Source organism: Acidovorax sp. SRB_14 (genome assembly GCF_012932145.1).
Taxonomy (GTDB): Bacteria; Pseudomonadota; Gammaproteobacteria; order Burkholderiales; family Burkholderiaceae_C; genus Simplicispira.
Genome location: NZ_MWOK01000006.1, coordinates 24,747 through 45,535 on the forward strand (window position 1 = coordinate 24,747; position 20,789 = coordinate 45,535).

Sequence of the window (20,789 nt, forward strand, 5' to 3'; positions counted from 1 at the left end):
CGCCCATGCCATGAAGCTCCTGCTCATTGAAGACAACCTGCAGCTCGCCCACTGGCTGGCCAGCCTGCTGCGCGAGCAGGCCTTCGTGGTCGACCATGTAGCCGAGGGCGACGCCGCCGACCTGTTGCTGCTGCGGGCGCGCTACGACGTGGTGCTGCTCGACCTGAACCTTCCGCAGCTTTCGGGCAAGGCCGTGCTGCGGCGGCTGCGCGAACGCGGCGATGCCGTGCCGGTGATCATCCTGACGGCCAGTGCCTCGCTCGACCAGAAGGTGCTGTGCCTGGAGATCGGCGCCGACGACTACCTGGTCAAGCCCTTTGAAGCGAGCGAGCTGGTGGCGCGCATCAAGGCGCTGGTGCGCCGGCAAATGCCGGGCAAGACCAACGACATCGCCTGCGGCGATCTGCACTACGACCTGCGTACGCGGCAGTTCGCGCTGGCGGGCGTCGAGCTGGCGCTGCCGCCGCGCGAACGCAGCGTGCTCGAGACGCTGGTGCTGCAGGCCGGCAGCACCGTCCCCAAGCAGGTGCTGATCGACAGCATCTTTGGCCTGGACGACGAACCCAGCGCCGATGCGCTCGAGCTCTACATCCACCGCCTGCGCAAGAAGCTCGAGGCCAGCGAGGCCACCATCATCACTCTGCGCGGCGTGGGCTACCTGCTGCGCACCCGCGATGATGGCTGAGCTGTTCGGGCCGCACGTTCGGGCCAGCCTGCGCCTGCGCCTGGCGCTGTGGCTGCTGCTGCCGCTGTCGGTGTTCGTGGCGCTGTGCGGCTATCTGAGCTGGCGCAACGCGGCGGCGGTGGCCGACTATGTGCAAGACCACGACCTTTTGTCTTCCGCCAAGGTGTTGGCCGACCGGCTGATTTGGGAAGACGACAATGTGCAGGCCAGTGTGCCGCCCTCGGCCCTGAGCCTGTTCGTATCGCCCGACCGCGACCGCGTCTTTCTGAGCGTGACCAGCGCCGCGGGCGAGCTGCTGGCGGGCTCGCCGGATTTCCCGCTGCCCGCGCAGCGCCGGCCCGAAGGCGTGGACCATGCGCAGTGGTACGACACGCGCCTAGAGGGCCTGCCTTTGCGCGCGGTCATCACGACGCGCTCGATGTTCGACGTGGCAGGTGCGCGCGAGATCACCATTGCCGTGGGCAAGACCACTGCCAGCCGCGACCACATGCTGCGCCGGCTGTGGTGGCCCACGATGGAGTACTTGCTGGTGGCGCTGCTGCTGGCCATTGCGCTCGCCACCCTGGCCCTGACGCTGGAGCTGCGCTCGCTCGTGCGGCTTGGCCGACAGCTGGCGCAGCGCGACCCGCTGCACCTGGACCTCGTGGTGGACGCAGGCAGCCTGCACACCGAGCTGCGCCCGATCGCCGACACCCTCAACCACTTCGTGCAGCAGCTCAAGGCGCATTCCGAGGCACAGCGGCGCTTCATTGCCGACGCCGCCCACCAGCTGCGCACGCCGCTGGCGCTGCAGGCCTCGCAGATCGAGTACGCGCGCTACATGCGCCAGCACCGGCAGGAATGGGACACCCGGCGCGCGGACATGGATGCGCTGTGGCTGGCCATGCAGACCAGCAACCGCCGGCTGATCGATGTGACCAACAAGCTGCTGCTGCTGGCCCAGGCCGAGCACAGCGATGCCCACACCCAGCTCGAACCGGTCGATCTCGCCGCCGTGGCGCTGCGCGCCGTGGAGCAATTGGCCGCGCTGGCCGATCGCCGGCGCATCGACCTGGGACTGGACCTGGCGGCCGCGCCGGCGCACGCCCTGGTGATGGCACAGACGGCCCTGCTCGATGCGCTTGCGGCCAACCTGCTGGACAACGCGCTGCGTTATACGCAGGAGGGCGGCCGCGTCACCGTGGGGGTGCGCCGTTGGGACGCGCACGACGGTGCGGTCGTCGAGCTGTGGGTGGAGGACAACGGCCCGGGCATTGCGTCCGAGGCGCGCGAGCGCGTATTCGACAGCTTCTACCGCGCTTCGCACGACACCGAGGGCACCGGGCTGGGGCTGGCCATCGTGCAGCAGATCGCGCGCGCCTATGGCGCCAGCGTGAAACTGTCGAGCAACCCGCACGAGATCCATGGCCTGCGGGCAACGGTGCGCTTTGCTGCGGCTTGAGGCTCAGATCTCGCGCGCGAAGGTCACCACGTGGTCCATCTGCGCACGGATGCCGATCCACTCGCCCAGCTCGTGGTCGTGGTGGCTGGGCACATGGGCCAGCATGGTCTGGCCGCTGGCCAGGCGCAGGGTGTAGAGGAATTCGGAGCCGCGAAACGCCTTGCGCAGGATCTGCGCTTTCACTGGCGCGTCGTCGTCGTGCACGATGTCGTCGGCGCGCAGCAGCAGGTCGCATTCGCCGCCGGGGTAGAGCGAGGGCAGGGGGCATTCGGTCAGGTTGGCCAGGTCGCCCAGGGGCGTGTGCACGACCACGCCGCTGTCCTGCTGCTCGAGCGTGGCCGGCGCGAACACGCCGTGGCCGATGAAGTCGGCGACGAAGCGCGTGTCCGGGCGGTGGTAGAGCGTGTAGGCATCGTCCCACTGGTGCAGCATGCCGTGGTGCATGACGCCGATCACGTCGCCGATGGCAAACGCTTCGAGCTGGTCGTGCGTGACGAACAGCGCCGTGGCACCGGCCTCTTTCAGGATGCCGCGCACCTCGTGCGCCAGGCGCTCGCGCAGGTCCACGTCGAGGTTGGAGAAGGGCTCGTCGAGCAGCATCAGTTGCGGGCGCGGCGCCAGGGCCCGCGCCAGCGCCACGCGCTGCTGCTGGCCGCCCGAGAGTTCGTGCGCAAAGCGCCCCTCGCTGCCCTCGAGGCCGACGAGCTGCAGCACCTCGGCCACGCGCGCGGCCTGCTCGGCGCGCGGCAGGGTGTGAATGCCGAAGGCGACGTTGCGGCCCACGCTCAGGTGCGGGAACAGCGCGTAGTCCTGGAACACCATGCCGATGCGCCGCTCCTCGGGCGCCAGGCTGTGCCGCGGGCTGCCCACCAGCTGCTGGCCCAGGTGGATGGTGCCGGCGCTCACGGGCTCGAGCCCGGCCACGGCACGCAGCAGCGTGGTCTTGCCGCAGCCCGAGGGGCCGATCAGCACGCCGATATCGCCGGCGCGCAGGCCCAGCGTGACGCCGCGCACGGCCGGTTGCGCCTGTCCGGCATAGCGCACGTCGAGTTGGTTGACCGCCAAAAACATGCTTGCCATTGTAGGGCGGGGCGAATGCTTAGAATTCGCATTTGCATTGCTGAGCAGCGGGGGCGTCCCCCACCGTGCGCTGCGCCAGCGTCTGCGCCCGTCCGATTTCCCACCGAGTCCATCCCTTGCCCCGCTCCACTGCACCCGCGCGCGCCCTTCCCATGATGCTGCTGGCGGGCCTGCTGGCCTTGCCCATCCTCGCGCTGCTGGCGTCCTGGCTGCCCTGGGGCCTGGCCGAGGCCGACAGCGGCGCCATCCTGCGCGAGATGGCCGCCACCGTGCTGCCCGGCTACCTGTGGACCACGCTGTGGCTGGGCCTGTGGGTGGCCGTGGGGGCGGCCGTGGTGGGCACGGCGACGGCGGCGGCGGTGACGCTGTTCGAGTTCCCGGGGCGGCGCGTGTTCGAGTGGCTGCTGCTGCTGCCGCTGGCCATGCCGGCCTACGTCACGGCCTATGCCTACACCGACTTTCTGCAGTTCAGCGGCCCGCTGCAGGTCGGCCTGCGCGAGGCCTTCGGGCTCGAGGGGCGCCTGCTGCCCGAGGTGCGCAGCCTCTGGGGCGCGATCTGGGTGTTCACCTTTGCGCTCTACCCCTATGTGTACCTGCTGGCGCGCTCGGCGCTGGGCGAGCGCGCGGCGCACCTGATGGAGGCCGCGCGCCTGCTGGGCGCGCCGCTGTCCCGCCGCATCGCCACCATTGCGCTGCCGCTGGCGCGCCCGGCCGTCGCCGCCGGCGTGGCGCTGGCGCTGATGGAAACCCTGGCCGACTTCGGCGTCACCAGCTACTTCGGCATCCAGACCTTCACCGCCGGCATCCTCAAGGCCTGGCTGTCGCTGGACAACCGCACCGCCGCCGCCCAGCTGTCCACCATGCTGCTGGCGCTGGTGGTGCTGCTGCTGTGGCTGGAGCACCGCGCCGAGCGGCGCATGCGCTTCACCGCCAAGGGCGCGGGCCACGCCGGCGCCACCGAGGCCCAGCCCGTGGCCCTGCGCGGCGCGGCGCGGGCCCTGGCCTGGGGCGTGTGCGCGCTGCCCGTGCTCATGGGCTTCTTCGCGCCGGTGGCCTTCATGCTGCGGCCGCTGGCGTCCGACTGGTCGGTGCTGCCCTGGGACCGTTTCGTCGAATGGGCCTGGAACAGCGTGCGCCTGGGCGGCATCACCGCCGGCCTGGCCGTGGCCGTGGCGCTGGCGCTGGCCTTTGCGGTGCGCCGCCGCCCCGACCTGCCCACGCGCGGCGTGGTGCAACTGGCGAGCCTCGGTTATGCCGTGCCCGGCGCGGTGATCGTCGTCGGGCTGCTGCTGCCCGTGGGCTGGCTGCAGCAGGCCGCGCCGCAGTGGGGCGTGGGCGCGCTCGTCACCACCACGGCGGTGGGCATCGTCTGGGCCTACCTGGTGCGCTTTTGCGCCGTGGCGCTGCAGTCGGTGCAAAGCGGCTATGCGCGCATTCCCGCCAGCCTCGACGATTCGGCCCGCATGCTGGGCGCCGGCAGCGCGCGCCTGATGGCGCAGGTGCACTGGCCGCTGCTCAAGCGCTCCACCGCCGCCGCCGCGCTGCTGGTGTTCGTCGACGTGATGAAGGAGCTGCCCGCCACGATGGTGCTGCGCCCGTTCAACAGCGACACCCTGGCCGTGGTCGCCTACCAGCTCGCGCGCGACGAGCGCCTGGGCGAGGCCGCGCTGCCCTCGCTCGCGCTGGTGGCCGTGGGCCTGCTGCCGGTGCTGCTGCTCAGCCGCACGCTGCGCGCCGCGCCCCCGCCTGCACGCGCCGGCGCCGCCGCAGCGGTGGACGCGGGCAGCGCGCAGGAGGCCGCCGTGGACGAGACGCGTTCGCTCGTGGCCTGAGCCGGCATTGGATTTTTTGACCTGTTGAGGGGAGCCCGTCCATGGACGACCAGATCACGATCTACCACAACCCGCGCTGCAGCAACTCGCGCGCCGCGCTGGCCCTGCTGCAGGAGCGCGGCCTGGCGCCGCGCATCGTCGACTACCTGAAGACCCCGCTGGACCGCGCCGCCCTGCAGGCCCTGGTGGCGGCCACTGGCGTGCCGCTGCGCGAGCTGCTGCGCAGCAAGGAGGCGGCCTACGCGGCGCTGGGCCTGGGCGATGCCGCCTGCACCGAGGCACAGCTGCTCGACGCCGTGGTGCAGTACCCCGAGCTGCTCAACCGCCCCATCGTCGTGGCGCCGCGCGGCGCGCTGCTGTGCCGCCCGCCCGAGCGCGTGCTGGAGCTGCTGCCCCCGCTGTGATTCGGGGTCTTTTTGGCTACGGGCGCTGTCTGGGCAAGCGCTGGCTGCTATCACATTGGATGCCAGCACAGCCTGGCAAACGGTCTAAGCCTCGCCTAAGTCTGCCGGTTCAGACTGCCTTCCATTGCTCCTGTTTTGGAAAGGCACACACCATGAACTCCCTGCTTTCTTCTCCCCGCCGCCTGGTGCTGGCCCTGGTCGCCGCCGGCGTGGTGGGCGCTTCGGGCGCGGGCCTGGTCAGCGGCATGCACGCGCACGCCATTGCGGGGCCCGCTGCGCCCGTGGCCGCCGCTGCGGCGCCGGCCCCGATGGCGCTGCCCGACTTTTCGGACATCACCGCGCGCAATGGCCCGGCCGTGGTCAACATCAGCGTCAGTGGCATGACCAAAACCGCACTCGACGGCGGCGAGGGCGCCGGCGCCCAGCGGCGCGGCGTGCCGGGCATGGACCCGAACGACCCGTTCTATGAATTCTTCCGCCGCTTCGGCATGCCCGGCAGCATGCCGAACCAGCGCCCGGTGCCCACGCGCGGCGAAGGCTCGGGCTTTATCCTCAGCCCCGATGGCGTGATCCTGACCAACGCCCACGTGGTCGACGGCGCCACCAATGTCAGCGTCAAGCTCACGGACCGGCGCGAGTTCCAGGCCAAGGTGCTGGGCACCGACCCCCGGACCGATGTGGCCGTGCTCAAGATCGATGCCAAGAACCTGCCCGTGGTCAAGCTGGGCAGCACAAGCGACCTGCGCGTGGGCGAATGGGTGCTGGCGATCGGCTCGCCCTTCGGCTTCGAGAACAGCGTCACGGCTGGCGTCGTCAGCGCCAAGGGCCGCTCGCTGCCCGACGACGGCTTCGTGCCCTTCCTGCAGACCGACGTGGCCGTGAACCCCGGCAACTCGGGTGGCCCGCTGTTCAACGCGCGCGGCGAGGTCGTGGGCATCAACTCGCAGATCTACAGCCGCAGCGGCGGCTACCAGGGCGTGTCGTTCGCGATACCGATCGAGGTCGCAAGCCGCGTCAAGGACCAGATCCTGGCGACCGGCCAGGCCAGCCATGCGCAGCTGGGCGTGTCGGTGCAGGAGGTCAACCAGGCCTTTGCCGACTCGTTCAAGCTCGACAAGCCCGAGGGCGCGCTGGTGGCCAGCGTCGAACCGGGCAGCCCTGCGGCCAAGGCCGGGCTGGAGCCGGGCGACGTGATCCGCCGGCTCGACGGCAAGCCCATCGTGGCCTCGGGCGATCTGCCGGCCCTGATCGGCCAGGCCCTGCCGGGGCAAAAGGTGCAGCTGGACATCTGGCGCCAGGGCCAGGGCAAGCAGCTCACCGCCACGCTGGGTGACGCCGGCGACAAGGCGGCCAAGGCCGAGCGCACCGCGCAGGCCGCGGACCAGGGCAAGCTGGGCCTGGCCCTGCGGCCCCTGGCCACCGAAGAAAAGCGCGAGGCCGGCGTCGACTCCGGACTGCTGATCGAAGACGCGAGCGGCCCCGCCGCCAACGCGGGCGTGCAGGGCGGCGATGTGCTGCTGGCCATCAACGGAACGCCGGCACGCAGCGTGGACCAGGTGCGTGCGGCCGTGGCCAAGGCCGGCAAGACGGTGGCGCTGCTGGTGCTGCGCGACGGCAACAAGATCTTCGTGCCGGTTCGCATCGGCTGAGCGCCCGCAGCGCCGCCGCCCGGGGTCGGGGGCAGGGCAGCACGGTTTCAAGCCAAAACAGGCCGCAGCGCAATGCCAGCCAGCGCGGGCAGCTATGGTTTTTGCCTTCGGTGCGCGCGCTTGGCCCGCAGCACGCTATGCTGGGGTGTGCCCCGCGGCCGCCCGGCCGGCCGGGGCGCAGCACTGGACAAGGTGGGCCCATGCGACTGTTGCTGGTGGAAGACGACGCCATGATCGGCGAGGCCGTGCAGGACCTGCTGCGCGCCGAGCACTACGCCGTGGACTGGGTGCGCGATGGCGACCTGGCCGAGACGGCGCTGCGCACGCAGGCCTATGACCTCGTGCTGCTCGACCTGGGCCTGCCCCGGCGCGACGGACTGGAGGTACTGCGTTCCCTGCGCGCGCGCAAGAACCGCACGCCGGTGCTCGTGCTCACCGCGCGCGACGCAGTGGCCCAGCGCATCGCCGGGCTCGACGCCGGCGCCGACGACTACGTGCTCAAGCCCTACGACCTCGACGAACTGCTGGCGCGCATCCGTGCGCTGCTGCGCCGCGCCGCCGGCCGCTCCGACACGGCCTACACCTACCAGGGCGTGGCCATCGACCCGGCCACGCGCGAGGCCGCGGTGGACGGCGCCCCGGTGGGGCTGTCGGCGCGCGAGTGGGCCGTGCTCGAAGCGCTGCTGGCGCGCCCGGGCAGCGTGCTCTCGCGCAGCCAGCTCGAAGAAAAGCTCTATGGCTGGGGCGACGAGATCAACAGCAACGCCGTCGAGGTCTACATCCACGGCCTGCGCAAAAAGCTCGGCGCCGCGCTGATCCTGAACGTGCGCGGCGTCGGCTACATGGTGCCCAAGCCATGAGCCTGCCGCTGTCCCACTCGCTGCGCACGCGCCTGCTGGCGTTCCTGCTGGCGGCCATCGCGCTGGCCGCGCTGGCGCAGGTGGCCGTGGCCTACCGCACGGCGCTGGCCGAGGCCGACGAGATCTTCGACTACCACATGCAGCAGATGGCGCTGGCGCTGCGCTCGGGCCTGCCCGCGGGCGGCGGCGCAGGCGGAGCGCCGGCGCACGAGGAAGAGAACACCGAATTCGTCGTCCAGGTCTGGTCCGCCGATGGGCTGCGCGTGTTCGAGTCGGCCGCGCGCGTTGCGCTGCCGCAGCGCGCGGTGCTCGGGTTTTCGAACGTGGCCGCGCACGGCACGACCTACCGCGTTTTTTCGGTGCAGACGCGTGCCCAGGTCATCCAGGTGGCGCAGGACATGGCGGCGCGCCGCGCCATGGCGCGCACGCTGGCGCTGCGCACGGCCGCGCCCATCGCCTTCATGGCGCCGCTGCTGGCGCTGGCCATCTGGTGGGTCGTGAGCCGGTCGCTGGCGCCGGTCGAGCGCGTGCGCCGCCAGGTCGCCAGCCGCCAGGCCGACGACCTCTCGCCCGTCAGCGACGCCGACCTGCCCGACGAGGTGCGGCCCCTGGTGCAGGAGCTGAACCTGCTGTTCTCGCGCGTGCAGCAGGCCTTTGCGGCGCAGCAGCACTTTGTCGCCGACGCCGCGCACGAGCTGCGCTCGCCGCTGGCCGCGCTCAAGCTGCAGGTGCAAGGGTTGCAGCGCGCGGGCGACGACGCGGCGCGCGGCGTGGCCGTGGCGCGCCTGGCGGCCGGCATCGACCGCGCGGCCCGCCTGGTCGCGCAGCTGCTGGAGCTCGCGCGCAGCGAGGCCGGCGCCGCACCCGAGTCCGAGCCCGAGCCCGTGGCGCTTGCCGAGGTGGCGCGCCTGGCCCTGGCCGATGCCATGCCCGCGGCTCAGGCGCGCCAGATCGACCTGGGCCTGGGCGCGGCCGACGCCGCCACCGTGCCCGGCCAGCGCGAGACGCTGCGCATCCTGGTGCGCAACCTGCTCGACAACGCCGTCAAGTACACGCCCGCGGGCGGCCGCGTCGACGTGGGCGTCCGTGCCGACGCGGGCGCGGTCGTGCTCACCGTGGAAGACAGCGGCCCCGGCATCGCGCCCGGCGAGCGCGCGCGCGTGCTCGACCGCTTCTACCGCTGCGAAGAGGCCCAGGCCGGCGAGGTCCAGGGCAGTGGCCTCGGCCTCGCCATCGTGCAGGCCATTGCGCAGCGCCACGGCGCCGAACTGGCGCTGGACGCCTCGCCGCGCCTGGGCGGCCTGCGCGCGACCGTGCGCTTTGCCGGGGCCGCGGCCCCGCAGGGCGCGGCATGACGCGGCTGGCGCTGCTGTCGGGCCTGGGCCATGCGGTGCTGGTCGCCGCCAGCCTGCTGCTGTACGTGATGGCCACGCGCATCGGTCAGCAGCGCCGCCACCCTTCCACGGCGCTGGCCTGGGTCGTGGGCCTGGTCGCGTTCCCGTACGTGGCGCTGCCGCTGTTCCTGCTGTTTGGCACGCGCAAGTTCGCCCGCCCTGCGCGCCACCAGCGCGCGCCCGCGCCCGCGGCGGACATGCCCGCCGGCGCGCCGGCCTGGGCCACGCGCCTGCTCTCGGGCATGGAGCTGGCACCGGCCGTGCCCAACGACGCCGTCGCCTTCCACGCCGATGGCGCGGCCTCGCTGCAGGCGCTGATCGGCCTGATCGACTCGGCCGAGCACAGCCTCGATCTGTGCACTTTCCTGTTCGGCAACGACGCGGTGGGCCGCAGCGTCACCGACGCGCTGCTGCGCTGCGCGCGCCGCGGCGTCACCACGCATGTCCTGCTCGACGCCGTGGGCGGCCTGCAGACGCCCGCCCCGGTGCTGCGCCAGTGGGCGGGGGGCGGCGTGCGCGTGCGCCGCTTCATGCCGCTGCTGCACAACCCGCTGCGCGGGCGCACCAACCTGCGCAACCACCGCAAGCTGGCCGTGGCCGATGGCGTGCGCCTGTGGAGCGGCGGCCGCAACCTGGCCAGCGAGTACTTCACCGACCGCCCCGGCCGGCCCGCCTGGACCGACCTGAGCTTCACCGTGCACGGCCCGCTGGCCGCCCAGGCCCTGGCCCAGTTCCGGACCGACTGGCGCGCCGCGCGCGGGCGCCCGCACCGTGCCGCGCGCATCCTGGCGCCGCCGGTCGCGCCCGAGCGGTCCGGCGGCGCGCTGGCGCAGTGGGTGCCCAGCGGCCCCGACCATGCCGACGACACGCTGCACGCGCTGCTGATGTCGGGCGCCTACCAGGCCCAGCAGCGCATCTGGGCCGCCACGCCGTACTTCGTGCCCGACGACGCGCTGCTCGACGCCTGGTGCCTGGCCTGCCGGCGCGGCGTGCAGGTGCGCCTGCTGCTGCCGCGCCGCTCCAACCACCGCCTGGCCGACTGGGCGCGCGAGCGCGCGCTGCGCCAGCTGGTGGCCGCCGGCGGCGAGGTGTGGCTGGCGCCCACCATGCTGCACGCCAAGACCGTGCTGATCGACGGCGAGCTGGCCCTGTGCGGCTCGCTCAACCTCGACGCGCGCAGCCTGTTCCTCAACTACGAGGCCATGGCCGCGTTCTACGGGCTGGGCGAGGCGCAGTGGCTGTCGGACTGGTTCGAGCACCAGCGCGCGCTGGCCCAGCCCTACCGTGCGCGGCCCCCGTCGTGGGCGCGCGACATTTTCGAGGGCGTGGTGCGGGCGGTGGGGTTTCAGCTGTGAGGTCCCGGGGTGGTGCGGCGGGGACTTTGTGAAGGCCCTGCCCCGGGGTTGCTTCTATTTTGATAGCTTATGGCGCTTGTGTACCAAGCGCCGGAGGCCGATTTGACCATGGGTGTCTGGTGGTCCCCTCGACAGGAATCGAACCTGTATCTAGCGCTTAGGAGGCACTCGTTCTATCCATTGAACTACGAGGAGGACGCGCGGTATTGTAGGGCGCCGGTCAGAGGGGCCGACCGGCCTCAATCGGTCGGCACGGTGTAGATGATGTCGACCGCGCTCTGCACGCCGGTCTGGCCGCGCAGCGTCAGGCGCTGGGACAGGTCGTAGAAGATGTAGATGGCGCCCAGCGCGCCCGAGAGGCTTTGCTCGTAGGTGACATAGAGCTTGCTCGAGAGCCGCTTGCCCAGCGTGATGGCCGCGCCGCTGGCGTCGTTGCCGCTGCCCGGTCCCTTGAAGCCGACTTCGTCGAGCCCCAGGCGCTGGGCGAAACTGCCGGTGCCGCGCCCGCCGCCGCCCAGCAGGGCCAGCGCGGCCTGTTGCAGCAGCGCAGCCTCGGCGCCGCCGCCCGCGGTGCTGCGGCCCACCACCACCCACGAGAGTTTCTCCGCGTCGGGCAGGTCGGGGTCGGAATACAGGCGCACGCGCGGCGCCTGCGCCGAGCCCGTGACCTGCACGCCGGCGCGCACGCTGATGTTCGGGCGGATTGCCAGGATGTCGAGCGAGGGGTTGTTGTAGGGACCGTTGAAGCGCGCAATGCCGGTTTCCACGTCGAGCACCTGGCCCCAGGCGCGGTAGCGCCCCTGCACGGTGCGCACCTCGCCGGTGATGCGCGGTGGGGCGCTGGCCACGCTGCTGCCGCGCACCTGCAGCGCGCCTTCGAGCCGGGTGGTGATGCCAAAGCCCTGCAAGGCAAAGTCGCGGCCCAGGTCGAGCGCGACGTCGATGTCGGGCACCCGGGTGGTCTGGGCGCGGGCGGCAGACTGGCCGGCGCGCTGCGCCTTGTCGGCGTTGACGCGGTCGATGGCGGCCGAGCGCACCACGACGTCGCTGCCGAGCTTCGGTGTCGAGGCCTCGGGCAGGATGATGGTCGCCCGGTCCACGGTGAGGTTGCCGCGCACGGTGATCTGGCCCTGCTGCAGGCCGGCGCGCAGCGTGCCCGAGACGCTGGCCTGGCGGTCGGCGCGCACCAGCACCTGCAGCGCGCGCAGCTGCGCCGTGAAGTCCAGTGCAACCCCGGAGCCGCCGGCCGCGTTCGCGCCGCGGGGTACGCCCCAGCGCAGGGTGCCGCTGCCTTGCAGGCTGCCGCCGTCCTGCGGCGGGCGCGTCAGGTTGCCGCTGTAGCCGGCGATGCGCGCCTGGCTGCCTGGGCCGCCGCGCAGGCTCAGCTCGGTGATGTCGAGCTGGTTGCCGCGCAGGGCTGCGCGCAGGCGCCCGTCCTTCAGGTCCACGCCGTCGAGCAGCGACTGCACGGTGATGCGGTCGGCGCCCAGCGTGCCCTGCCACTGTGGCGCGTTCAGGCTGCCGCTCAGCGTGGCGTCGGCGTCCAGCGTGCCGTGGATGCGCCAGCCGGGCGGCGCCAGCGCCGACCACACGCCCACGTCGGGCAGGCGGGCGCGCACCCGCGCGTTCAAAGGCGCGTCGGGCGACCAGGTCCAGCCGCCGCCCTGGCGCGTGAGCGTGCTGCTGGCCTGGGCATCCACCTCGCCGGCGCGCTCGCTGTCCCACTGCAGTTGCGCACGCACCTGGCTGCCCTCGGCATGGAGCTCCAGGCGCGCCGCGCGCACGCCGGCGGCGGTGTCGGCGTCTGCGGCGGCGGAGGTGGCGGTGGTGGGCTGGGGTTGGCTGCCGCTGCTGCGCACGCTGGTGACCGGGGCGGGGCCGCCGGTCAGCAGGCGCAGGTCGCCACTGGCGCGCTCGAGCACGGCGCTGGCGCGCAGCGTGTCGGCGGCGTTCACGTCCCAGCGGCCGTTGAACACCAGGTTGCCCGCCAAGCCCACCGTCTCCAGCGGCGACTCGCCCGGCGCGGCCAGCGCATCGACCCAGGCCAGCGGCAGGCCGGTCAGCTCGCCCTGGGTTTGCAGCTGCATGCCCCCCTCGGCCGACTGCGCCCAGCGCAGCGGCTGCCAGCGCACGGCCACGGCGCCGGGTACCGGGCCGCTGACCTGCGCCTGGCCGGCGCCGGCTTCCACGGTGTGGCTGGCAGCGGCGCCGCGCGTCTGGCGCAGCGTCAGCGCCAGGGGGTCCTGCAGGCGCAGTGCCCAGGTGCCGGGCCGCGCGGCGTCCTGCAGTTGGAGCTGCAGCGTGGCCACATTGGCGCGCCACTGCGCGGCCGTGGCGCTGGACGCGGCCAGGCCGCCGCTGAGCTGCGTGTTCAAGGTGATGCGCCGCTCGCCGAGCACGGCCTGCCCGTCCAGCGCCAGCGTAGCCTGCGCGAGCGCGCCGGACAGCTGGGCGTTGAAGCGGCTGAGCTGGAAGCGCGTGGCGGCCACGCTGTCTTTGGGCGCAGGCAGGGCGATGTCCATGCTGGGCGCGCTCAGTGTGGCCTGCAGCGTGAACGGTGTCTCGCCGCGCGCCGGGCTGGGCGCCGCAGCGCCGCCCGCGTGGTGCAGCTGCTGCTGCAGGCTGCGCAGGCCCCCGCGCCAGCGCGCGTCCAGGCGTGCCTGGCCCTGCACGGTGGTGCCTTGCCGCGCCGTGGACAGGCCGGGCAGCGATTGCAGCCAGGCTTGCACGCGTTCGGCCGAGGCCACGTTGAGCTGCAGCTCGCCTGCGCCGTTGGCCTGCCCCAGCTCGCCCTGGGTGCGCGCGGTGGCGCCCGGCACGGTGAGCGCCAGCTTGCCGCGCACTGCCAGGGCGTCGCCCAGCGTGGCTTCGATCTGCTGGCCGCGCAGCTGCGCCTGCAGCGCATCCACGTCCAGTTGCTGCAACGTCAGCTGCGGCGCAGCCCAGCGGCCGCTGGCGCGCACGGTCTGGATGCGCAGCGGGGCGCTGGCGGCCCTGCGGGCTGGCGCGCGCGCGGGCGCGGCGCGGCCGCTGGCACGCAGGTCGGCCTGAAAACGCACCGCGCCGTCCTGCACCTGCGCGCGCAACTGGCCGTTCAGGGGGGCAGCGTCGAACTGCGTGTGCACGGCCGCGGGGCTCAGGGCGCGCACGTCAGCGCTGCCTTCGACCGCGCTGCTCGCCACCGTGTAGCTGCCCTGTGCCGTGATGCGTCCGTGGCCGACGCGCAGCTCGGCCTGGGGGACGCGCCACCGCGCGCCGTCGTAGTCCGCTTGGGCGTCCAGGCCGCTGACCGGCAGGCGCCCCTGGTCCCACGGACCGGGCAGGGCGTTGCTGAGCTGCGCTGCCACCTGCCAGCCGCTGTCCTGCGGACCGGCCTGCACGCTGCCGTCCAGCGCGGTGGCGGGGGCCTGAGGCCACAGCGCTGCGAGATTGAGCGCGCGCAGCTCGGCGCTGGCCTGCCGCAGTGGCTGCGCCGCCCAGGGCGCCAACTCGGCGCGCACGTCGGCCTGCATGGTATTGGCGGGCGGGGGCGGGGGGATAGCGGGGGCTTTGGCGGCAGCCGTCCGGGTATTTCTTGCGGTGGTCGGAGGGCGCTTTTCTGGCGCGGGGGGCACCGGTGCGGGGGCCGCAGCAGCGCCTGCGGCAGACGGGCGCAGCTGGGCCGCCACCTGCAGGCGTGCGGCCGCCGTGGCCAAGCTGCCATTCACCGTGGCGTGGGCCGCCAGCTTCAGCGGCTGGTCGCTGCCCGGCGTCGCGGTCTGCACCTGGCCCTCCACAGTGGCCTTCACGGCCATGGGCGCGCGGGCCTGCACGGTGGCTTCAACGCTGTAGTGGCCCTGGGCCAGGTCCACGCCGTCGATCGTCAGTGCGTGCTGCACGCGGTCGTAGCGGTAGCGGCCTGCGAGCGCATGGGCCTGCACCGCTGGGGGGCCGGCCCATTCCAGCAGGTCGATCTTGAACGGCAGGTCGATGCGGACCGGCAGCACCAGTTGCTCCAGGGGCTCGGGTGGGGGCGCATCGGGCTTCGGGGTCGAGGTGATGCGCACGCGGGCGGCGTGCACCTCGCCCAGCGTCAGGCTGCGCTGCAACAGCGGCGCCAGGCTCCAGCCGATGCGCGCGCCCTCCACCTCCACCGCCAGGGTCGGGCTGCTCCAGCGCAGCCAGCCGATGGTGCCGCCGCCGCGTAGGGAGCCGCTCACATCGCGCGTTTGCAGCTGCTGGTCGGGCGGCAGCCAGCGCGCCGCCTGCGCCAGCGTGGCGGCCAGCGAGGTGCCGCGGCCCGACCAGATCCAGGCGCCTGCGCCCAGCAGCACCACGGACAGCACCAGCAGCGCGAGCAGGCCGGCGGCCAGACGCCAGACGCGCGGGCGCTGGCGCGGCGGCACGGCCGCGTGCCGGGCCGAGGCGGCCGCAAAGGGGTTGGCCGGGGGCGGGCCGCTGGCGGCAGCGGCAAACGTGTCCGCGCCAGCGTCGGGAGGGGTGGGTTTGCGCGTGGCCATGCGTGCCGGTCTTAAAAGGTGAAGCCCAGGCGCAAATGCAGGCGCAGGCTCTTGGCCTTGAGGCCATAGGCCAGGTCGGCCTGCAGTGGCCCGACGGGGCTGCGCCAGCGCACGCCCGCGCCCACGCCCACCTGCGGGCTCAGGTCGCCCACGCGGTCGGCCACGGCCCCGGCGTCGGCGAACACGGTGCTTTCCCAGTCGGTGACATTGCCGCGCACCGCAAACGGGCGCTGCCACTCCACGCTGGCCACCGCCAGGTAGCGGCCGCCGAAGAGCAAATCGTTTTCCTTGCGTGCGCCGATGGTGCGGTAGCCGTATCCGCGCACCGTGGTGTCGCCGCCGGTCAGGAACAGCTGGGTGACCGGGATCTGCGCGCCGCTGCGCGCCAGCAAGGCGCCGCCTTCGGCGCGCAGCGCCAGCCGGCTGTCGCGCGGCAGGCCGCTGTCGAGCTGCACCTTGCCCAGCGGCACAAAGTGCAGCCAGCGCGCCATCGCGCGCACGAACGGGTCGCGCTGCGGCGTCAGCGTGGTGCCCGCGCCCAGTTCCCAGGCCACGCCGAAGCCGCGCGTGGGCGTGGTCGGGCTGTTGAAGTAGCGCCCGGTCCAGCTGTAGTTGGCGGTCACGGCGGTGCTCGACGGCGGCGCGCTCGGCCCCTGGTTGTGGGCGTAGTCGTATTGCAGGAACGCCGTGCGGTCGATGCGGTCGTCGCTGCGGGTGCGGCCGCCGCGCAGGCGCGCGCTGTTGACTTCGTAGCTGCCGGTAGCCTCGCGCTGCACCTGAGCGCCGCTGAACCAGCGCCAGCCGTCGTCCGCCGGCAGCGCCGTCCATTCGGTGCTGAGCAGCTTGTTCTTGCGGTCGAGCTGCAGCTTGTTGAGCGCGCGCCAGCCGATGCCCGGCAAGCGGTTGTGCGTGTGGTCCACGCTCAGGCGCGGCCCGCTGTCGGTGGACACGCCCACGCCGAACACCCACTTCTGCAGCTTGGCTTCGCGCACCTGCGCGGTGACGGGTGCGGCCTCGGGGTCGGTGCCGTCGGTGTCGAGCGTCAGGAACACGGCGTCGTAATAGCCGCTGCTGGCCAGGCGCTGCTGTGCGTCCAGCAGGCGCGCTTCGCTGTAGACGGCGCCCGTGGGCAGGCGCGCGAGCCGGCGCGCGCCGTCGGGGTCGTAGCGCTCGCTGCCTTCCACGCGCAGCGGGCCAAAGCGGTAGGCCGGGCCGGAGTCGTAGTTGACCGCCAAATCCGCCTCGTGGCGGTCGGCGTCCACTTCGGCGCGGCTGTTGGCAATGCGCGCGGTGGGGTAGCGGCGCGCGCGCAGCGTGCGCAGGCCCTGGTCCTTGGCGCCGTCCCAGTCCGATTGCGTGAACGGCTGCCCCGGCGGCAGCGCCCATTCGTTCTGCACCCGGGCCCGCTGTGGCGCGGCCTCGGCCGAGGTGGCGGCGGGGCCCGTGACGTCTATCGTGGCGCTGCGGATGTGCGTTTGCGGGCCCGGTGCCACGGTCAGCACGATGCGCCGCGGCGCCTCGGCGCCCGGGGTCTCCTGCATGTCCAGCGCCAGGGTCGGGGCGAAGTAGCCGAGCGTGGCCAGCAGCTCGCGCGCGTTGCTGTCGGCGGCGCCGAGCAGGCGCGAGAGCTCGCGTGCCTCCAGGCCCGGAAAGCGCCGAAAGCGCTGCAGTTCCAGGTTCTTCGTTAGGTAGGCCTCGATGTCGCGCGGCGCCTGCACGTCGAGCGTGAACGCCAGCGGCGCGTCGTCGGGCACGCCGGCCACGTCAGGCGCCGTGTCGCGCGGTCCGCCGAGCGAGACCGGCAGCAGGCTGCACCCCGCCAGGCCCAGCACGCTAAAAAGCAGCAACGCCGGCCATCGGGCCGGCGTGGAGGGGGGCGGACGCGCAATCATGGGGTCATTTTGACAGCATGCGCATCGCGTCTTCGAGGCCTTTCAAGGTCAGCGGGTACATGCGGTCGCCCATCAGCTGCTGGACGATGCTGATGCTCTGGCGGTACTGCCACACGCCCTGGGGCTCGGGGTTGATCCAGGCGAACTTGGGGAAGGTGTGCGTGAGGCGCTGCAGCCATTCGGCGCCGGCCTCCTCGTTGTTGTATTCGACGCTGCCGCCGGGCTGCAGGATCTCGTACGGGCTCATGGTCGCGTCGCCCACGAAGATCAGCTTGTAGTCCTTGTTGTACTTGCGCAGGATGTCCCAGGTCGGGAACTTCTCGGCGAAGCGGCGCCGGTTGTTCTTCCAGACGAAGTCGTAGACGCAGTTGTGGAAGTAATAGAACTCCAGGTGCTTGAACTCGGTCTTTACGGCCGAAAACAGCTCCTCGACGCGCTGGATGTGCTCGTCCATGGTGCCGCCCACGTCCATCAGCAGCAGCACCTTCACGTTGTTGTGGCGCTCGGGCACCATCTTGATGTCGAGCCAGCCGGCGTTGGCCGCCGTGCTGCGGATGGTGTCGGGCAGGTCGAGTTCGAGTTCATGGCCTTCGCGCGCGAACTTGCGCAGCCGGCGCAGCGCCACCTTGATGTTGCGCGTGCCGATCTCCTGCGTGTCGTCGTAGTCGCGGTAGGCGCGCTGCTCCCACACCTTGACGGCGCTCTTGTTCTTGCCGGCGCCGCCGATGCGGATGCCCTGCGGGTTGTAGCCGCCGTGGCCGAACGGGCTGGTGCCGCCCGTGCCGATCCACTTTCTGCCGCCCTCGTGGCGCTCTTTCTGCTCTTCGAGGCGCTTTTTCAGCGTCTCCATCAGCTCGTCCCAGCCCATCTTCTCGATCGCGGCCTTTTGTTCGGGCGTGAGCTCGCGCTCCAGGAGCTTGCGCAGCCAGTCGGCGGGGATCTCTTTCGTGAAGTCGGCCACCATCTCCACGCCCTTGAAGTAGGCGGCAAAGGCGCGGTCGAACTTGTCGTAGTGCTTCTCGTCCTTGACCAGGGCCAGGCGCGACATGAAATAGAAGTCGTCCAGGCTCCAGGCGTTGTCGGAACGGGGGCCGACCACGCCGGCCTCCAGCGCTTCGAGCAGTGTGAGGTATTCCTTGACCGACACGGGCAGCTTGGCCGCGCGCAGGGTGTAGAAGAAGTCAATCAGCATGTTTTTGGCCTCCAGCGCTTATCCAGCCTGCGCATGCTGCTCTAATAAAGAGAGCATCTGGGCGCGCGACTCGGGCCATTCGCCGGCGCGCAGGCTGTACATCACGGTGTCGCGGGTGGTGCCGTCGCGGCGCAGCGCGTGGCCGCGGAGCACGCCGTCCTTGCGCGCACCCAGGCGCTCGATTGCGCGCTGGCTGGCAAAGTTGAAGTTGTCGGTGCGCCAGCCCACGACGTGGCAGCCGAGCTGGTCGAAGGCGTGGCCCATCATCAGCAGCTTGCAGGTGGTGTTGACGTGGCTGCGCTGTGCGCTGCGGGCGTACCAGGTGTAGCCGATCTCGAGCCGGCGCACGGCCGGCAGGATGTCGTGGTAGCTGGTGCTGCCGAGCACGCGGTCTGTGGCCTCGTCGACCACGGCAAAGGCAAAGCGGCTGCCCTGCTCGCGCATCTGCAGCGCGGTCTCGATGTACAGGCGCGTCTCCTGCGGCTCGGGCACCGAGGTCACGCGCAGCTTCCAGAGCTCGCCGTCTGCAGCGGCGGCGGCCAGGCCGTCTTCGTGCGCCAGGGCAAGCGGCTCCAGCCGCAGGCCGCGGTCGCGCAGCACCACGGGTTCGACGAAAGCCATGTCAGTCCTCTGCTTTTTGGCGCTGCAGCGCGCGCCAGCGCCGCGCCGCGTGCAGCCCCAGGCCGCCGCCAACGCCCACGAGCGCAATGCCCAGCAGGCTGGCCGTGCCGTAGCCGGCGGCAAACACATCCAGGCCGAAGGCCTGGCCGAGACCGAACCCCGCCAACGCGCCGCCGACGAAGCCCACGGCGTCCGAGACGCCTTCCAACAGTAAACGCTTGCCCGCGCCCATGGCGTCGCCGCCGTCAGCGGTTGCGCTGGTTCATGAACACCAGCTTTTCGAACAGCGACACGTCCTGCTCGTTCTTGAGCAGCGCGCCGACCAGCGGTGGCACGGCGACCTTGTTGTCGGCGCTTTGCAGCGCTTCGAGCGGAATGTCTTCGGCCACCAGCAGCTTGAGCCAGTCGAGCAGTTCGGAGGTCGACGGCTTCTTCTTGAGGCCCGGCAGGTGGCGCACGTCGTAGAAGGTCTTCATCGCCACCGTGAGCAACTCGCTCTTGAGCGTGGGAAAGTGCACGCCGACGATCTGGCGCATCGTCTCGGCCTCGGGGAACTTGATGTAGTGGAAGAAGCAGCGGCGCAGGAACGCGTCGGGCAGTTCCTTTTCGTTGTTCGAGGTGATGAACACCAGCGGGCGGTGCTTGGCGCGGATCAGCTCGCGCGTCTCGTAGCAATAGAACTCCATGCGGTCGATCTCGCGCAGCAGGTCGTTCGGGAATTCGATGTCGGCCTTGTCGATTTCGTCGATCAGCAGCGCCACCGGCTCGTCGGCCGTGAAGGCCTGCCAAAGCACGCCCTTGACGATGTAGTTGCGGATGTCCTGCACGCGTTCGTTGCCGTCCACGCCGCCGAGCTGGCTGTCGCGCAGGCGGCTCACGGCGTCGTATTCATAGAGGCCTTGCTGCGCCTTGGTGGTCGACTTGATGTGCCACTGCAAGAGCGGCATGCCCAGGGCCTGCGCCACCTCCTCGGCCAGCATCGTCTTGCCGGTGCCGGGCTCGCCTTTGACGAGCAGCGGGCGCTGCAAGGTGCTGGCTGCATTCACGGCCAGCATCAGGTCTGGGGTGGCGACATAGTTCTGGGAGCCTTGAAATTTCATGGAGCTAAAACACCGAATCGTTGACAAATGGGCTTGACAGGTGCTGGCTATAATTGCCTGCTCAATCCTGAGCCCTCAAGCTGAACTTCCACGAGAGATTGTGCGCGCAAAATGAACAAGACGTTGACCACGATATTTGCCCTGGCTGTCGCTTCCGTGACCGCCTTGTCCCACGCCCAGGAAGTCAAGGGCGATGCGAAGGCCGGAGAGCAGAAGGTCGCCATGTGCATCGGATGCCATGGCATCGTGGGCTACCAGTCGAGCTTCCCCGAGGTCTACAAGGTGCCCATGATCTCGGGCCAGAGCGCGAACTACATCAGCGCTGCGCTGCACGCCTATCAGAAGGGCGAGCGCCGGCACCCCACCATGCGCGCCATCGCCGACTCGCTGACGGAACAGGACATTGCCGACGTCGCCGCCTACTATGCCCAGCACGGCAAGACCGAGGTGCAGCTGCCGCCCAAGCCCGCGCGCGAGCCCAGCGTGCAGGTGGCCGAGCTGCTCAAGAAGGGCGCTTGCGTGTCCTGCCACGGCGACAACTTCGCCAAGCCAATCGACCCGTCGTACCCGCACATCGCCGGCCAGCACGCCGACTACCTGTTCGTCGCGCTCAAGTCGTACAAGGTGGAAAAGAACGCCAACGTGGGGCGCGGCAATGCCATCATGGGCGGCGTCGCAAAGCAGTTCAGCAATGCCGAACTGAAGGCATTGTCCAGCTACATCAGCGCGGTCCAGGGCGACCTAAAGGTGGTGCCCGAGTCGCGCTTCCGCTGAGCGCGCTGCGC

General features: G+C 71.5%; 16 protein-coding genes and 1 tRNA gene. 9 read left to right on the forward strand and 8 right to left on the reverse strand.

Annotated elements, in window-relative coordinates; genetic code table 11:
* Positions 1-10 precede the first annotated feature (10 nt).
* Both B2J86_RS06445 and B2J86_RS06450 read left to right on the forward strand, forming a co-directional pair.
* Positions 11-685, forward strand: coding sequence for a response regulator transcription factor (locus B2J86_RS06445; RefSeq protein WP_169168635.1), 675 nt, complete (start codon positions 11-13; stop codon positions 683-685).
* Positions 678-2,126 carry a sensor histidine kinase gene (locus B2J86_RS06450; RefSeq protein WP_173025005.1) on the forward strand — a complete coding sequence of 483 codons (1,449 nt, stop codon included), beginning with the start codon at positions 678-680 and terminating at the stop codon, positions 2,124-2,126. The genes B2J86_RS06445 and B2J86_RS06450 overlap by 8 nt, the downstream gene beginning before the upstream one ends.
* 3 nt (positions 2,127-2,129) lie before the next feature.
* On the opposite strand, the gene B2J86_RS06455 is transcribed toward B2J86_RS06450, so the two are convergent.
* Positions 2,130-3,197: an ABC transporter ATP-binding protein gene (locus tag B2J86_RS06455; protein WP_169168633.1), complete on the reverse strand. Its 1,068-nt coding sequence runs from the start codon at positions 3,195-3,197 to the stop codon at positions 2,130-2,132.
* A gap of 161 nt (positions 3,198-3,358) precedes the next feature.
* Between B2J86_RS06455 and B2J86_RS06460 the strand changes: the two genes are divergently transcribed.
* The 6 genes from B2J86_RS06460 to B2J86_RS06485 all read left to right on the forward strand — a co-directional run bounded on the left by B2J86_RS06460 (position 3,359) and on the right by B2J86_RS06485 (position 10,700).
* Complete coding sequence (locus B2J86_RS06460) at positions 3,359-5,038, forward strand: iron ABC transporter permease (protein WP_169634280.1); 1,680 nt, start codon at positions 3,359-3,361, stop codon at positions 5,036-5,038.
* A 41-nt stretch (positions 5,039-5,079) separates the two neighbouring features.
* On the forward strand, positions 5,080-5,442 hold the full coding sequence (gene arsC, locus B2J86_RS06465) for an arsenate reductase (glutaredoxin) (protein WP_169634279.1): 363 nt from the start codon (positions 5,080-5,082) through the stop codon (positions 5,440-5,442).
* 152 nt (positions 5,443-5,594) lie between these two features.
* A complete protein-coding gene (locus tag B2J86_RS06470) occupies positions 5,595-7,091 on the forward strand; it encodes a DegQ family serine endoprotease (RefSeq protein WP_173025006.1) in 1,497 nt (498 codons plus the stop codon).
* A gap of 200 nt (positions 7,092-7,291) precedes the next feature.
* A complete protein-coding gene (locus B2J86_RS06475) occupies positions 7,292-7,951 on the forward strand; it encodes a response regulator transcription factor (RefSeq protein ID WP_169168630.1) in 660 nt (219 codons plus the stop codon).
* Positions 7,948-9,306, forward strand: coding sequence for an ATP-binding protein (locus B2J86_RS06480; RefSeq protein WP_169168629.1), 1,359 nt, complete (start codon positions 7,948-7,950; stop codon positions 9,304-9,306). The genes B2J86_RS06475 and B2J86_RS06480 overlap by 4 nt, the downstream gene beginning before the upstream one ends.
* Positions 9,303-10,700: a phospholipase D-like domain-containing protein gene (locus B2J86_RS06485; protein WP_173025007.1), complete on the forward strand. Its 1,398-nt coding sequence runs from the start codon at positions 9,303-9,305 to the stop codon at positions 10,698-10,700. Before B2J86_RS06480 ends, B2J86_RS06485 begins: the two co-directional genes overlap by 4 nt.
* Before the next feature lie 120 nt (positions 10,701-10,820).
* Here B2J86_RS06485 and B2J86_RS06490 read toward each other — a convergent pair.
* The 7 genes from B2J86_RS06490 to B2J86_RS06520 form a co-directional block, all read right to left on the reverse strand.
* Positions 10,821-10,895 (reverse strand) — tRNA-Arg (locus B2J86_RS06490).
* Between the two features lie 44 nt (positions 10,896-10,939).
* Positions 10,940-15,199, reverse strand: coding sequence for a translocation/assembly module TamB domain-containing protein (locus B2J86_RS06495; protein WP_173025008.1), 4,260 nt, complete (start codon positions 15,197-15,199; stop codon positions 10,940-10,942).
* 11 nt (positions 15,200-15,210) lie between these two features.
* The gene (locus tag B2J86_RS06500; protein WP_173025009.1) at positions 15,211-17,091 is read right to left on the reverse strand and encodes an autotransporter assembly complex family protein; all 1,881 of its coding nucleotides are present in this window, start codon (positions 17,089-17,091) and stop codon (positions 15,211-15,213) included.
* 4 nt (positions 17,092-17,095) lie between these two features.
* On the reverse strand, positions 17,096-18,283 hold the full coding sequence (locus B2J86_RS06505; RefSeq protein ID WP_173025010.1) for a VWA domain-containing protein: 1,188 nt from the start codon (positions 18,281-18,283) through the stop codon (positions 17,096-17,098).
* 18 nt (positions 18,284-18,301) lie between these two features.
* Positions 18,302-18,904 (reverse strand): GNAT family N-acetyltransferase, encoded by a 603-nt coding sequence (locus tag B2J86_RS06510; RefSeq protein WP_173025011.1) that lies wholly within the window; start codon positions 18,902-18,904, stop codon positions 18,302-18,304.
* A 1-nt stretch (position 18,905) separates the two neighbouring features.
* On the reverse strand, positions 18,906-19,136 hold the full coding sequence (locus B2J86_RS06515; RefSeq protein ID WP_169168623.1) for a hypothetical protein: 231 nt from the start codon (positions 19,134-19,136) through the stop codon (positions 18,906-18,908).
* 13 nt (positions 19,137-19,149) lie between these two features.
* On the reverse strand, positions 19,150-20,004 hold the full coding sequence (locus B2J86_RS06520; protein WP_169168622.1) for a MoxR family ATPase: 855 nt from the start codon (positions 20,002-20,004) through the stop codon (positions 19,150-19,152).
* Between the two features lie 111 nt (positions 20,005-20,115).
* Between B2J86_RS06520 and B2J86_RS06525 the strand changes: the two genes are divergently transcribed.
* Positions 20,116-20,778: a cytochrome c gene (locus tag B2J86_RS06525; RefSeq protein ID WP_169168621.1), complete on the forward strand. Its 663-nt coding sequence runs from the start codon at positions 20,116-20,118 to the stop codon at positions 20,776-20,778.
* Positions 20,779-20,789 lie beyond the last annotated feature (11 nt).